Here is a 13,874-nt window from a genome sequence, read left to right on the forward strand (position 1 = left end):
ATGCAACTGGCCTTGTATCCGCAAGGAGAGACCGTCTTGGCCCAGATCATCCTCGTGACCGGCGGCGCCCGCTCCGGCAAGAGCAGCCATGCCGAGGCCCGTGCGCGGGCCTTGCCGGGCGCGCGACTTTACATCGCCACGGCCCGCGCCGAGGATGCAGAGATGCGCGCCCGTATCGCAAGGCATGTTGCCGATCGCGGTGAGGGATGGATCACGATCGAGGCCCCGATCGACCTTGCCGGGGCGCTCGATCGCTGTGACGGGCGCGGGCCGAGACTGGTCGATTGCCTGACCCTGTGGCTGTCCAACCTCATGCTGGAAGGGCGCGACTGGGAACCAGAGGCCGAACACCTGGTCGCGGCATTGGCCCGCCAGAAAAGCCCGGTCATCCTTGTCAGCAACGAGGTCGGCATGGGCATCGTGCCCGATAACGCGCTGGCGCGCGCCTTTCGTGACGCGCAGGGTTGGCTGAACCAGCGTGTCGCACGGGTTGCCCACGAGGTCGAATTCGTTGTCTCGGGTCTGCCGATGCGGGTGAAATAGGCCATCCTGCTTGACATTGCGGGGGCCGCGCGGCACCCCTTGTCCCGTTCTGGTGCTCCCCTTGGGGAGTGAAAAGGGAAGCCGGTGCAAACCCGGCGCTGCCCCCGCAACTGTTAGCGGCGAGCCCTTGTCCGAAAGCCACCGGCGCCCGCGCCGGGAAGGCGGGCAGATGGGCCGAGACCCGCAAGCCAGGAGACCTGCCAGAACGTTGAACCGACCCTGGGCGGTGGGCCCGGAGGCGAGGTGCGCGAAGGGTCCGGCCCTGTTCGTGATACCGCGCCCCTGTTCCGTCCCCTTGGTCAATGGCCGCCCCGATCGCCACTTCTGCGGGGTGGTTGCCCATCAATCCTGTCCTCCGTGCGGGGTATGCGCGGAGCGGCGGGGGCCGATCTGAAAGGAGTCGTCGGCGATGCAACCCAAGGACAAGACCACGAGCGAAGCCTACAAGGGCTTTACCAACGCGGATTGCCCCTTTCTTCCCTGCCACAAGGGCGTGCAGCGCGAATTCAACTGCCTTTTCTGCTATTGCCCGCTGATCGCCTTTGAATGCCCCGGCGCCTACAAGGTCTATACCGACCGGAATGGCCTGACGCGCAAGGACTGTTCGGCCTGCACGCTGCCCCATGACGGGTACAGCCGGTCCTGGACCTTTATCCAGCGCTGGCTGGAATATCCCGTGATCTGGTCCGGAAAACCGCAGACAGATCCGCCCACCCGGCGCCCCCGCCCCCCCGAACAAGAGGACGAAAGCGTGAAGGTCTGAATGGTGGCCGCCCCCATGCGCACAGCCCCGTGAGAGACCCCGCAATACCGTGCGCTGGCGGGGCGGCGAGGTGAACGCCCCGGCGCAAGCCGGCCCGCGCCCCGATCGGGCGGGGTGCGGGGCGCGCCTTACGAATCGCCTTGGAGAATGCCGAAAAGTTCCCGCGTGTGCCGTTTCAAAAGATGGTGCTGACGCAGGCGTTCCACAACCATGTCGCGCACGAGGTCCAGCGCGATACGCTGGTCGGGCGTGGCCGGGGGCATCGGGTCGATATTGGCAAGGCCGACAAAGCCAACGGGCGTACCCTCTACCCGCATGGGCGCCAGGTGAACATAGTGGTGCACCTTGAACTCCTCGGGCAAATCGTCGAACCCGTCGAAATCGGTCGCCGGGTTCAGAAGTTCGATCTGTTCTTCACCCTTCCAATCCGGCTGGATGTTCTGTGGCAAGGTGTAGGCGTTCTGGACATATCCGTAGCGCCCGACGAGAAAGAACTGGTCGGAATGGACAAGGATGACAAAGGCATGGGTCGCCCCGCGCAGCCGGGCCAATGCCTCGCACGCCTTGTTGAGGTAGAAATCGCCGGTCTCGGTCATCACCAACAGGTCCGCGACAAGCGCCTTTGAGCGCGCCGAGGCCGCATCGACGACCTCGAAAGCGCCTTTTTTATTGGTCATGATGTTTAGATGTCCCCAAGCCCCGATTTATCGCTATAAACTCTTTGATACAAATGCGTCAATAAGTACCACCTTAAAGGGAAATCGATATGGCCGCTCGTGCCTTGCGGGCGCCCCGGCGGTTTCGCGCTGCCCGCCGGCGGCGGATGTCAGCCACGCCTTTGTTCAAGCCAGACCTCCACGTCCTCGGCGTATCGGCTTGCCGTTTCAAGCCGGTCTCGCGCGGCCTAGCAACTGTATTTCTCAGGCGGGCAGATGGGCCCATTCACATGCGAATAAGCGCCCGTCTATCGGTTCTTGTCCTGTTCATTCCGGGGCTGGCAAGCGCGGACATCATGTGTTCGCCGGTTTCGAAAACGACTGATATCGGCAATGTATCGGCCCGTCCCTCGTACAAGTCGATCATGTCGCACATACCGATTGCGTGCAGAAATACCGGCACAACGGACGCACAATAAAACATTCTCGTCACGATAGACGAGTCGGAAACACGACTTTCCCATTCCGCATTCAAATACAGTATCCCGATAGATGTCTCGTTTGGAACCACGCCGAACGCGGTGCAGAAATACCGCTGTCCCGATGTCCATCTTGATGCCGACGCGATGCGGGTCATCGACCTGCCCGTCATCGTCGCGACGAAACTGTCGGGGCAAGTTCATGGCCAGTATACCGCGATAGCGCCGATCCGCGTAACGACAAGCGACAAGGCCCCGCAGGCGTCACGGCTTTGCGGGGGTCGGACCGGGGGCTTGAGGTGATCCTCGTGCAGCGGCCGGTCAGGCCGGCGGGCCACCCCCCTCTTATGCGCAAGGCGAGGGAGTGGCCTTTGCGCCCTGCTAGTTTCCGGGCAGCGCGGCGCAATGGGCACCGCTGGCCGCCTCGCCCGATCCCAGCGCCAGCAGGGGTGGTGCGCCATAGGGATCGAGCGGAACGGAAATGACGACATCAAGGGCCACCAGTCCTGCCACCGCCAGCAAAAGCACGATCACGACAGGCAAACGTGTCATCTGCGATCCTCCAACCCCAATACCGGGCGCAAGCGGATGCCGACGAACGACCCGGCAAAGGCCGCTGCGAACCACGCCCATCCATGCAGCGACCCGGTGGATACCCCGCTGAAGAACGCCCCGACATTGCAACCAAACGCCAGGCGAGAGGAATATCCCAACAGCAAGCCCGCCATCACAATCGCCGCCCAGCCGCGGATCGACAGGCCCTTGGCCGGGGCCGACAACCCGTCGCGCCACCACGCCGCCAGCGCGGCACCCGCGATCAACCCCAGATCGGTCAGCGAAGTCACATCGGTCAGCAGGCTTTGCTCCAGCCGCTCGACATTCCCCGGCGCCGCCCAAAAGGCAGAGCCGGACAGATCGGCACCCAGCGTGGTGGCACCCTTGGCCACCCACAACCCCAGCCCATAGACCACGCCCCAAGGCTGCCCCGCCACTACAATATGCAGCACCGCAAGCCCCGCGATGACAAGCGCGGCCAGCCACAGCCGCCCCGGCACAGTCCGCTTGCCCGGCGCGGCAAGGATCATCGCAACGACCGCCACCGCCGCCAGCCCGGCCAGCGTCACCGCCAGCCCGCTGGTGCCGCTCAGAACCGCGACGGGCAGCGTGCCCAGATCCGTCCACCAGCTCAGGTGATAGGCCCCGGCAAAACTGCCGATGGCAAAGAAGGGCAGTGCGACCGCGCTGACCAGGTTGCCGCTGCCCGCGTTGACCAGCGTGCCCGAGCCGCACCCCAGAACGATCTGCATGCAGGCCCCGAAGACGAAGGCGCCGCCGACCATGGCAAAGCCGATAGGCGCATGCGCACCGGTCAACTCGGCCCCGTTCGCGGTCAACAGCGGAAAGGCCACCAACGCGACAATCGCGATGCAAACCATCTGCGCGACCAGGCCGCTGGGATCGCGGAACAGGATCATCCGCCGCCAAGGCCCGGTGAAACCAAAGCGCAGCCCCTCAAGCGCGATCCCGAGGCCGAAGCCGATCAACAAGAGGGCGCCGTAACGCGGCCCCGCCATGGCAGCGACCGCAAGCGCGGCAACCAGCCCGGCCAGCACCGTCAGCCCGCGTGCCCAGGGGCGCGGTGCCCCGGCAGGCACCGCCATCATTGGTTGTGTCATGTCGCCCTCAGTATTTTCCGGTCAGCTTGTTCAAAAGGTTGCGGATCGGGCCAGGAACGTTGTCCATCGCCAGGCCGTCCTGCGACCAGCCTACCATCGACTCGGGATAGAGCTTGACACCCTCGATCCCGGCCAGTTCCGACAGGGCGAACCAGTTGGTCGCCGCCCAATGGCCGGTATTGCAGAACGAAACCAGCCGGTCGCCCTGTTCGAACCCGCCATCGGCGGCCAGCGCGGCGACCCTGTCCGGCTGGATCAGCGACGGCTTATCCGCCCCGAACCAGTTGGAATGGGTGAAATAGCGCGATTGCGGCAAGGTGCCGGGCCGCGCGGCAGCGGCGTGTTTGGCATTGCCCGACCAGAAAGCCTCGGGGCGGGCGTCGATCAACTCGCCCTGCGCCGTCCCGTCCGCGATGGCCTGCACATCCTGGGTCGTGGCCAGCCATTCATCGGACAAGCTCACGGTGAAATCGCTGGTCTCCGCAGGCGACGCCGGACCTGTTTCCAGCGGCAGTCCTGCCGCGGTCCATGCGTTCACACCGCCGTTCAGGATCGCGATCTCGCTAACCCCGCTGGACTTCAGCGTCCAGTAGACCCGCGCGGCCGCCCCGAAATCGGTCTGGTCCGTGCCCTGGTGCGCGATGATCACGGGCCGATTTTTCCGAACGCCGACGCTGCGCAGAACCTCGGTCAATACCTGCTCGGGGACGAGCGCGCCGGGGTTGTCCTGCGGGCCGCGGAACAGGTTGTAGGGCGCGGATTGCGCGCCAGGAATGTGCCCGGCCTCGAATATCGTCTGTTCGCTATCCCCGATCTTGCCGGTACGGATATCGAGGATCAGCGCGCCCCGGTCTTGCGCCGCCAGTGCGCCGGCTGGGTCGGTCAGGGGCCCAAGGCCGGCGGCCTGCGCCAAGGCGGGCAATGCCGCGATTACCGCGGCGGCAATAAATCTGCCGAGTGGTCTGGTCATCTGGATGCTCCCTTTTTCCCGGCACCAATGTGACGGAGCGTCCATGGCGGGGCAAGGCCGCCGACAGGCTGGGCCGGGCCGCAAAAACCACCTGTTTCCGCCCCGCGCATCGGGGCGGAACGCGGTTCCGGCACGGCTGTGCAGGGCGGAACACGAACGCGCGGACCAAGGGAAAAAAGGATCGGACCACCCCAGCCCGCATCATCCAGGCAATGCCCGCACAGGCCTTGACGGCGCGTGCGTTCAGCCGGGCCCCGGCGCCTGGAAAACCCGCGCGTTTCTTGGCCCGACGTTATCGAAGGATCGCAAGCAGACGTGCGATCGCGCGTATGGCCATGTCCAGATCGGCCGGGTTTACATATTCTTCGGGGCTGTGACTGACCCCACCGCGGCAGCGGACGAACAGCATGGCTATCGGGCAGAGATCCGCCATCGCCGAGGCATCGTGCGTGGCCCCCGATGGCAATTCCAGGCCCAGGCCGCCACAATCGACAACTGATGCGCGCAGGGCGCGGGACAGGTCCGCGTCACAGGGCTGCGCGGGTTGAACATAGGTCCGCTCGATATCGATTCGCAGCCCTTCGTGACGGGCAAGCGCCGCTGCAAAATCATGGATCGCACGACCTGCCGCCTGACGATCGGTGTCCCGTGCGGATCGGAATTCAGCCGTAAGCACCGCCTCGCGCGGGACCGCGTTGACCACGTTCGGCCGGATCGAAAGAGCACCGACAGTGCCACGCAGGCCGGGTGTTTCCATGGCCAGGCGGCGCACCTCGGCGACAAGCGCCGCGGCCCCGACCAGGGCATCGCGCCGGCCCTCCATCGGCAAGGTGCCGGCATGACCCGTTGCACCCGTCACCCTGATCGCATGCCGTTCGATCCCGCAAATGGCGGTGACAATGCCAAGGGCCTCTTGCGCGGCCTCCAGCACCGGACCCTGTTCGATATGGGTTTCAAGGTATCCCAACGCCGTGTCGCGCGGGCGTGCGAGTTCCGGAATGCGCGCCGGATCGAGGCCAAAGCCCGTCATCGCCTCGCGCAGGGTGATCCCGTCGGCATCGGCCATATCCAGCACGTCGGGATCGTAGCTGCTCGCCAGCGCCCGCGACCCGATCAGGGCGGTGGGAAAACGCACGCCTTCCTCGTCGGCAAAGGCCAGAACCTCGACGGCAAATGGCAAGGCAACGCCCTCGCACCGCAGTTTTTCAAGCGCGACGATCGAGAGAACCACCCCCATGATGCCATCATAGGCCCCCCCTTCGCGCACGGAATCCTGGTGCGAACCAAGGTAAAAGGTGCCCGCCCCAACAGGTCCGTCCAGACGCCCGACCAGGGTACCTGCATCATCCAGTTCGACGCTTAGCCCGGCATCGCCCATCCAGCCTGTCAAGAGATCCAGCGCGGCGCGGTGCTGCGGCGTAAAGGGCAGGCGGCTGACCCCTGGTCCGGGCTCTGAAAGCCCGGCCAGTCGTTCAAGGCGCCGGGCGGCCTCTTGGCCCCATTCAATGGTCACCGGTTCGTGTCCGATCGTTCCAGGTCGGCACGTCATCCAGCCATTCGGCATAGTGCCCGGTGCTGGTCTTTTCGTGCAGCATCGCAAGCGCACCGATCGGATCGGAGGGGTGTGCGTCGATGCGCAGGGTCAGTGGCGGCCGGTCGGGATGAAGCACCAGGAGTGCAGCAGACAGAAGACCGCGGCTATCGCTGCCCGCCGCCTCTGCCGCGCGAAGTGCCGTCAACAGACGCTTGGCCAGACTTCCACCGGCGGCAAGAAAACCATCGACCATCCCATCTATCACCCCGGACGAGGCCAGCATGTTGCCTGCGGCAACGCCGTTGCGAAAGATACGCCCGGCGGTTGCGGGCGTGTTGGACGCGCCGGTAAAGACCGCCCCTTCGCCCGCAGGGGACAGCGCCGAGAGTTGCCGCCATTCGCGCCCCGTATCCGGCCCCGTCACCGCATCGATCGCGGTCTTGGCCGACAGCCCCCCGCGCATGACGGCCAGGACATCCTCACCCCAGAAAGTCGAGGGCGCCGCCCCTTGGCTGGCCGACATGCCAGCCCCCAGGGCACCGCGCAGAACCCAGCCGCCCACGCAATAGCTTCCGGTGGCGGCGGCACCGCCGATAGCCCCGCTCTCGGGGTCGCGCGCAAGAATCGAAAAGGTCATGGGACGCGTTTCTTTTTGGGTTGATCAAATTATAATGATGAATTGATCGATGTAAATTGTCATGATAAATTAATTTGGCTGCCAACTGGGAGATTTCATGCCATGAAGAGCCTCGACCTGACGCGCCGGGCGCTGATTTTCGCCGCGATCACATCGCTTTCCCTGGGGGGCGGCGACCGGCCGGCCGCCGCGCAAACCCCGCCCGGCGTGCTGATCGTCGGCCAGATCGCCGAACCGAAATCGCTAGATCCCGCGGCGGTGACGGCGGTGAACGATTTTCGCATCCTGGTGAATGTCTACGAGGGTCTCGTGCGCTACGAGCCCGGCACGCTGGAGGTTGCGCCCGCGCTGGCCACGGACTGGGCGATCTCCGAGGAAGGCACCGAATACACCTTTACCCTGCGCGAGGGCGTTACCTTTCACGACGGCACGCCGTTCAACGCCGAGACGGTGAAGTTCAATTTCGACCGGATGCTGAACGAGGATCACCCCTATCACGACACCGGCCCGTTTCCGCTGGCCTTCTTCTTCTCGGCCATCGCGAAAACCGAGGTGTTGGACGAGCTGACGGTGAAATTCACCCTCAACGCGCCTTATGCCCCCTTCCTGTCGAACCTCGCCTATCCGACCGGGCTGATGGTCTCGCCCGCGGCGGTCGAGCAGCACGGCGCGGATTTCGGGCGCAACCCGGCGGGCACCGGCCCCTTCACCTTCGTTGAATGGCGCTCGAACGAGGCGGTGGTGATCGAGAAAAACCCCGATTACTGGGGCGACCCGGCGGGGACAGAGGCGGTGGTGTTCCGCCCGATCACCGATGCCAATACCCGCGTCGCCGAGATGCTGGCCGGCGGAATCGACATGATGGTCGAGGTGCCCCCGACCGCGCTAAGCCGATTCCAGGGCGATGCGTTCAAGGTTGTCGAACAGGCCGGGCCGCACCTGTGGTTCCTGATCCTGAACGCCAAGGAAGGCCCCTTTGCAGACAAGCGGGTTCGCCAGGCGGCCAATTACGCGATCAACAAGCGGGCGCTTGTTGACGACGTGCTGGAAGGCACAGCCGAGATTGCCGCCGGGCCGACGCCGCCGGCCTTTGCCTGGGCGCATAACGAGACGCTGGCGCCCTATCCCTACGACCCCGAAAGGGCGCGCGCTCTGCTTGACGAGGCGGGCATCGAGGAAGGAACCGAGCTGACCTTCTACGTCACTGAGGGTGGCTCGGGCATGCTCGATCCGATCCCGATGGGCACGGCGATCCAGGCCGACCTGAACGCCGTGGGCTTTGACGTCAAGATCGAAACCTATGAATGGAACACCTTCCTTGGCGAGGTGAATCCGGGGCTGGAGGGCAAGGCCGACATGGCCGAGATGGCCTGGATGACGAACGATCCCGACACGCTGCCTTATCTCGCGCTGAGAACCGAGGCCTGGCCCAGCGAAGGCGGTTTCAACTCTGGCTATTACTCGAACGAAGAGGTCGACCGCCTGCTGGAAGAGGCGCGCGTGGCGACCGACCAGGAGGAACGCGCCCGTCTCTACAAGAGGATGCAGGAAATCGTGCAAGAGGACGCACCCTGGGTGTTCGTCGCGAACTGGAAACAGAACGCGGTGACATCGGATCGGGTCGAGAATTTCTCTCTCGAACCTTCCTTCCTGCTGCAACTTGAGGGCGTCGTTAAAAACTGACGCCACGGCGCAGGCCCGGTTTCCGGCCGGGCCTCGCCCCGGGCTTTCGCAAAGGCCCGACGTGAGTCTTCCAACGCTTTTGCACGCACCCGGAGACCGGCAATGGGCGGTTACATCCTGAAACGACTGCTCTCAGCGATCCCGGTGCTTTTGGGTATCACGATCATCGTTTTCGCAATCATGGCGATGATCCCCGGCGATCCGGCAACCGCGATCCTGGGCAGCTATGCCACGCCCGATAACGTGGAAAAGCTGAACCGCGACCTGGGTTTGGACAAACCCCTGCTACAGCGGTACTTCATCTGGCTGGGCAACATGCTCCAGGGTGATTTCGGGCGCAGTTTCAGCCTGAACCGCCCGGTCCTTGACGAGGTGGTCGAACGCTTCAACGCCACGTTGGTCCTGGCGGGCACCGGTTTCGTTCTGTGTTCGGTTCTGGGCATCCTGGCCGGCGTCGTCTCGGCGGCCCGGCAATACGGGGTGGCAGACAAGATCATCACCTTTACCGTGCTGATCGGCATCTCGATCCCGTCCTTTTTCCTGGGCATGATGATAATCCTGCTTTTCGCGGTAAACCTGCGCTGGCTACCGGTCTCGGGGATGTATGCGATCTATGGCGGCGGCGATCTGCCCGACCTTCTGAAACACCTGGTCATGCCCGCGACCGCACTGGCAGTCGTGGCGACCGGTGTCATCGCACGGCTTTCGCGCTCTGCCATGCTCGAAGTGCTGCGCCAGGACTTTATCCGTACCGCGCGCGCCAAAGGGGTGCCCGAACGGCGCGTCATCATGGGGCATGCCTTGCGGGCTGCGATGGTGTCGATCCTCCCCGTGCTTGGCATCCAGGCGGGATTCGTGCTGTCGGGCGCGGTCTATATCGAAATGGTTTTCCAGTGGCCCGGCGTGGGCCGGATGCTGGTCGACGCGATCCTGAAACGCGACATCCTGCTGCTGCAGGGCGGCGTGGTCCTGGTCGCGGCCTGCTATGTGCTGTTCAACATCGCCGTCGACGTGGCACAGGCCCTGCTCGACCCGCGGATCAAGACCTGAGGCGGGCATGGGGCATTTCCTGAAACTGCTATTCCGCAACCGCCTCGCCGCGTTGGGCGCGACGGTGCTGTCAGCGCTCCTGATCGTCGTGCTGATCACGCCGCTCTTGCCGCTGCCCGACCCCAACGCCACGGCGACCGCCGAGCGCTTTGCCCGCCCCTTCACCGAGGGGCACATCCTTGGCACCGATCACCTGGGCCGCGACCTGCTTTCGAGGCTGCTCCACGGCACGCGGCTGTCGCTGGCGGTAGGCATCGCCGCGGCGCTGATCGCGGCAATCATCGGGTCGACCATCGGCCTTGTCGCGGGCTATTTCGGCGGGCGGATCGACAATGTCATCATGCGCGGCATCGACATGCTGATGGCGTTTCCCTATATCCTGCTCGCGCTCGCCATCGTCGCGGCCCTCGGCCCCGGGCTGATGAATGCGCTGATCGCGGTGGCCGCCGTCAACATCCCCTTCTTCGCGCGAAACATCCGCGGGATCACAGTCGGATTGGCGGGGCGCGAATTCATCGACGCGGCGCGACTGTCGGGGCTGGGGCACACCCGTATCCTGGTGGGCGAACTGCTTCCCAATGTGCTGCCGACCATCGTGATCGCGATGTCGACCACAGTGGGCTGGATGATCCTGGAAACCGCGGGCCTGTCCTTTCTCGGGCTGGGCAGCCAGCCGCCGGTTGCCGATCTGGGCTCGATGCTGGGCGAGGCGCGGGCGGCGCTGATCACGGCGCCCCACACCTCGGTCGTGCCGGGGGTGATGATCTTTCTGATCGTGATGAGCATCAACCTGCTGGGCGACGGCGTGCGCGATGCGCTGGACCCGCGGTTGAAATCCGGCGCACTGTCGCGCCCGCGGGCGGTGACGCTGGTCGACCGCAAGGGGCCGGTGCCGGCCGCAGAACAGCGCGGTCTGCTGGACCTCGACGCGCTGGAAACCCAGTTCCATGTCGGCAAGCGGGTCTATCGCGCGGTCGGCGGGGTGTCGCTATACGTCAAATCCGGCGAATGCGTCGGCGTGATCGGCGAGTCCGGCTCGGGCAAATCGGTCACCGCGCTGTCGGTCATGGGGCTTGTGCCCTCGCCGCCGGGTGTGATCACCGGGGGCGCGGTGCGCTATGAGGGCGAGGATTTGCTGGGCGCGCGCTATGAAACCCTGCGTCGCCGTCGTGGCGAGAACGTCGCCTATATCTTTCAGGACCCGCTGGCGACGCTGCACCCGCTCTACAAGATCGGCGACCAGTTGATCGAGGCGATCCGCGTGCATCACGACACGCCCCCCAAAGAGGCGCGGGCCAAGGCGCTGGATCTCTTGAGGGCGGTGCGCATCCCTAACGCGGAAAGCCGGCTCGACAATTACCCGCACGAGATGTCGGGCGGCATGCGCCAGCGGGTCGGCATCGCGATGGCGATGGCCAACGACCCCGACGTGATCATCGCCGACGAACCAACCACGGCGCTGGACGTCACGGTACAGGCGCAGATCCTCGCCCTGCTCGACGATTTGCGGCGCGAGCGGGGGCTGGCGATCATCTTCATCACCCATGATTTCGGCGTGGTGGCGCAGCTTTGCGACCGGGTGGCGGTGATGTATGCCGGCCGGATCGTCGAGGAGGGCCCGACGATGCAGGTGCTCGACGCCCCCGCGCATCCCTACACCAAGCGCCTGATCGCCTGCGTGCCGGAATTGGGCAGCGGCAAGCGCAAGCTCGCCTCGATCCCGGGCCTGCCGCCGGTGGTCGACAATCTGCCCGAGGGCTGCGCCTTTGCCCCCCGCTGCGACAAGGCGCGGGACGACTGCCGCCGGGGCGCCATCTTGCTTGCGGGCCGCGGGCTGCGCGCGGTGCGCTGCATTCACCCCGAGGAGGCAGTTTGATGCAGGCGCTCAAGGTCACCGACTTGTCGAAAACCTTCGACCTTGGCAAACCGCTTTTCGGCACGGCGCGGCCCGGCGTGCGCGCGGTGCGGCCGATGTCGTTCTCGGTTGCGCGGGGCGAGACGCTGGGGATCGTCGGGGAATCCGGCTGTGGCAAGTCCACGCTGGCGCGGATGCTGGTGGGCCTGATGGCCCCCAGCACGGGCCATATCGAGATCGCCGGCAAGGCGCTCGACAATGCCGACCCGGCGGCCTTTGGTCGGCTGATCCAGTATGTTTTCCAAGACCCGATCTCGTCGCTGAATCCGCGCAAGACAGTGCGCCAGATCATGGAAACGCCGCTCAAGCGGCTTTACGGGATGAACCAGGCCGAGCGGAACAAGCGCATCGCTGAAATCTTTGACAGCGTGAACCTGCGCGAAGAATTCCTTGGGCGCTACCCGCATGAATTCTCGGGCGGACAGGCACAACGCATCGGCATCGCCCGTGCGCTGGCCGCCGCGCCCGAGATCATGGTGCTGGACGAACCTGTCTCGGCGCTGGACGTATCCGTGCAGGCGCAGGTGTTGAACCTTCTGGCCGACCTGCGCCGCGACTTCGGGCTGACCTATCTGTTCATCAGCCATGACCTTGCCGTGGTCGAGGCGGTCAGCGACCGTGTCATGGTGTTGTATTTCGGCACGGTGGTCGAGATCGGCCGGGCCGAGCAGATTTTCAACGCACCCAAACATCCTTATACAAGGTTGCTTGCGGACAGTGCCCCGGTTGTCGGCCGACCGCTTGCCGCGCCGGAACAGGTGGACAGCGAACTGCCCGACCCGCTGAACCCGCCACCCGGTTGTGCCTTTGCCCGGCGCTGTTCGCGGGCCACGGCAATCTGCCGCGACCAGGAACCGCCACTGACCGAGAAGGGGAAAGATCAGTTTGCCGCATGCCACCACCCGATCGCCGACTGAACGGCTGAGCCGACCCGCCCAGGTTGCACAGGCCCTCAAGGATTGGGTGGTCGAACAGGAATTGCGCCCCGGCGACCGCCTGCCGGGCGAGGCCGAGCTGATGGCGCGCTTTGGCATGTCCAAGGGCACCATCCGCGAAGCAACCCGCCTCTTGGAGGCGCAGGGGCTGATCAAGACCCGGACCGGACCGGGCGGCGGCAGTTTCGTACACGAGGTCAGCCGGCAAAGGGCCAAGGCGCTTTTGGGAAACTATTTCTATTTCAAGGACCTGGGCATCGACGACCTGTACGGTTTGCGTCTTGCATTGGAACCCGAGCTTGCCGCATCGCTGGCTGGACAACTCTCCGAAGAGGTGCTCGCGCGGCTGGAGGCAACCATAGCCGAATACGACGCGCCCTCTGCATCGCTCGACGAAGAGCGCAAACAGCATGTCAATTCCCTGCGGTTCCATGCCATCCTGGCCGAGCACTCGGCGAACCCGTTATTGGGCTTCATCATAGATTTCATGGTCAGCCTGTTGTCTGACCTCACGGTCTATCGCCGCCTCTACGCACCTCCGAATGCCGAACTCTGGTCCAAGGGGCGCGATTACCAGATCCGTCTTGTCATGGCCCTTCGGGCCGGTGACTCAGGCGCCGCCCGGGCCATCATGCGCGCGCACATGCGCACCGCCTGGGCACTGATGCGCCGGCAGGAGGCAGAGATCGAGAAAGGTTTCATCTCTGAGGCGGGCGAGAGTTGATCGCGGCAAAAATCGGCCGAGGCGGAACGCGCCGAACCAAACGCGGCAATGCCATGGGCCCCGGATGGCCGGTTCACCCCCATCCCCCGCGAAGATCACGCGACCGGGGCCGACAAGCCGCTGCATGCCGCGCACTGTCATCGTGCTTGACTTCGACCGAACGATCCCGCATGCACTAGCAACGCTGCGCTGCCGCGTGAGCAAGCCGCGCCCCGAAACGGGCGCATCAGCGCCGAAAACCAGTTCCCCATCACGCAGGGTTCCTGACGCGACGGCCGGACCCGGCGGGAATAGCCCGCCTGTCCCGAG

General features: G+C 65.0%; 13 protein-coding genes and 1 riboswitch. Of the genes, 7 read left to right on the forward strand and 6 right to left on the reverse strand.

The genetic code is table 11. The features are described 5' to 3' along the window. Positions 1 to 36 precede the first annotated feature (36 nt). The gene (gene cobU, locus EV663_RS06565; RefSeq protein WP_207904404.1) at positions 37 to 543 is read left to right on the forward strand and encodes a bifunctional adenosylcobinamide kinase/adenosylcobinamide-phosphate guanylyltransferase; all 507 of its coding nucleotides are present in this window, start codon (positions 37 to 39) and stop codon (positions 541 to 543) included. A 33-nt stretch (positions 544 to 576) separates the two neighbouring features. Further along, positions 577 to 762, forward strand: a riboswitch (cobalamin riboswitch). 190 nt (positions 763 to 952) lie between these two features. Next, positions 953 to 1,306 carry a cysteine-rich small domain-containing protein gene (locus tag EV663_RS06570; protein WP_132950994.1) on the forward strand — a complete coding sequence of 118 codons (354 nt, stop codon included), beginning with the start codon at positions 953 to 955 and terminating at the stop codon, positions 1,304 to 1,306. 128 nt (positions 1,307 to 1,434) lie between these two features. On the opposite strand, the gene EV663_RS06575 is transcribed toward EV663_RS06570, so the two are convergent. From EV663_RS06575 to EV663_RS06595, 6 genes are all read right to left on the reverse strand, one after another. Beyond that, complete coding sequence (locus tag EV663_RS06575) at positions 1,435 to 1,983, reverse strand: hypothetical protein (RefSeq protein WP_132950995.1); 549 nt, start codon at positions 1,981 to 1,983, stop codon at positions 1,435 to 1,437. Positions 1,984 to 2,822: 839 nt separating this feature from the next. After that, a complete protein-coding gene (locus tag EV663_RS15585) occupies positions 2,823 to 2,993 on the reverse strand; it encodes a hypothetical protein (protein WP_165910146.1) in 171 nt (56 codons plus the stop codon). Continuing rightward, complete coding sequence (locus EV663_RS06580) at positions 2,990 to 4,117, reverse strand: YeeE/YedE thiosulfate transporter family protein (RefSeq protein ID WP_132950996.1); 1,128 nt, start codon at positions 4,115 to 4,117, stop codon at positions 2,990 to 2,992. Before EV663_RS06580 ends, EV663_RS15585 begins: the two co-directional genes overlap by 4 nt. Positions 4,118 to 4,124: 7 nt before the next feature. Next, positions 4,125 to 5,087: a sulfurtransferase gene (locus EV663_RS06585; RefSeq protein WP_132950997.1), complete on the reverse strand. Its 963-nt coding sequence runs from the start codon at positions 5,085 to 5,087 to the stop codon at positions 4,125 to 4,127. A 292-nt stretch (positions 5,088 to 5,379) separates the two neighbouring features. Then, on the reverse strand, positions 5,380 to 6,600 hold the full coding sequence (locus tag EV663_RS06590) for a M20 family metallo-hydrolase (protein WP_243697890.1): 1,221 nt from the start codon (positions 6,598 to 6,600) through the stop codon (positions 5,380 to 5,382). Further along, positions 6,590 to 7,258, reverse strand: coding sequence for a DUF1028 domain-containing protein (locus tag EV663_RS06595; protein WP_132950999.1), 669 nt, complete (start codon positions 7,256 to 7,258; stop codon positions 6,590 to 6,592). The genes EV663_RS06590 and EV663_RS06595 overlap by 11 nt, the downstream gene beginning before the upstream one ends. A gap of 102 nt (positions 7,259 to 7,360) precedes the next feature. Here EV663_RS06595 and EV663_RS06600 point away from each other — a divergent pair, with 102 nt between their 5' ends. From EV663_RS06600 to EV663_RS06620, 5 genes are all read left to right on the forward strand, one after another. Further along, positions 7,361 to 8,941 carry an ABC transporter substrate-binding protein gene (locus EV663_RS06600; protein ID WP_132951000.1) on the forward strand — a complete coding sequence of 527 codons (1,581 nt, stop codon included), beginning with the start codon at positions 7,361 to 7,363 and terminating at the stop codon, positions 8,939 to 8,941. 102 nt (positions 8,942 to 9,043) lie between these two features. After that, entirely contained in the window at positions 9,044 to 9,991 is a 948-nt protein-coding gene (locus tag EV663_RS06605) for an ABC transporter permease (RefSeq protein WP_132951001.1), read from the forward strand. A 7-nt stretch (positions 9,992 to 9,998) separates the two neighbouring features. Continuing rightward, positions 9,999 to 11,867 carry a dipeptide/oligopeptide/nickel ABC transporter permease/ATP-binding protein gene (locus EV663_RS06610; RefSeq protein ID WP_132951002.1) on the forward strand — a complete coding sequence of 623 codons (1,869 nt, stop codon included), beginning with the start codon at positions 9,999 to 10,001 and terminating at the stop codon, positions 11,865 to 11,867. Further along, a complete protein-coding gene (locus tag EV663_RS06615) occupies positions 11,864 to 12,823 on the forward strand; it encodes an ABC transporter ATP-binding protein (protein ID WP_132951003.1) in 960 nt (319 codons plus the stop codon). Before EV663_RS06610 ends, EV663_RS06615 begins: the two co-directional genes overlap by 4 nt. Beyond that, positions 12,792 to 13,565 carry a FadR/GntR family transcriptional regulator gene (locus EV663_RS06620; RefSeq protein ID WP_132951004.1) on the forward strand — a complete coding sequence of 258 codons (774 nt, stop codon included), beginning with the start codon at positions 12,792 to 12,794 and terminating at the stop codon, positions 13,563 to 13,565. The genes EV663_RS06615 and EV663_RS06620 overlap by 32 nt, the downstream gene beginning before the upstream one ends. Positions 13,566 to 13,874 lie beyond the last annotated feature (309 nt).

It is taken from the genome of Rhodovulum bhavnagarense (assembly GCF_004343505.1).
GTDB lineage: Bacteria > Pseudomonadota > Alphaproteobacteria > Rhodobacterales > Rhodobacteraceae > Rhodovulum > Rhodovulum bhavnagarense.

Excerpts from the sequence above, each read along its gene's own strand:
- EV663_RS06570 (WP_132950994.1), top strand. The coding sequence starts at position 953 with ATGCAACCCAAGGACAAGACCACGAGCGAAGCCTACAAGGGCTTTACC.
- EV663_RS06575 (WP_132950995.1), bottom strand. The coding sequence starts at position 1,983 with ATGACCAATAAAAAAGGCGCTTTCGAGGTCGTCGATGCGGCCTCGGCG.
- EV663_RS06605 (WP_132951001.1), top strand. The coding sequence starts at position 9,044 with ATGGGCGGTTACATCCTGAAACGACTGCTCTCAGCGATCCCGGTGCTT.
- EV663_RS06580 (WP_132950996.1), bottom strand. The coding sequence starts at position 4,117 with ATGACACAACCAATGATGGCGGTGCCTGCCGGGGCACCGCGCCCCTGG.
- EV663_RS06600 (WP_132951000.1), top strand. The coding sequence starts at position 7,361 with ATGAAGAGCCTCGACCTGACGCGCCGGGCGCTGATTTTCGCCGCGATC.
- EV663_RS15585 (WP_165910146.1), bottom strand. The coding sequence starts at position 2,993 with ATGACACGTTTGCCTGTCGTGATCGTGCTTTTGCTGGCGGTGGCAGGA.
- EV663_RS06610 (WP_132951002.1), top strand. The coding sequence starts at position 9,999 with ATGGGGCATTTCCTGAAACTGCTATTCCGCAACCGCCTCGCCGCGTTG.
- EV663_RS06585 (WP_132950997.1), bottom strand. The coding sequence starts at position 5,087 with ATGACCAGACCACTCGGCAGATTTATTGCCGCCGCGGTAATCGCGGCA.
- EV663_RS06595 (WP_132950999.1), bottom strand. The coding sequence starts at position 7,258 with ATGACCTTTTCGATTCTTGCGCGCGACCCCGAGAGCGGGGCTATCGGC.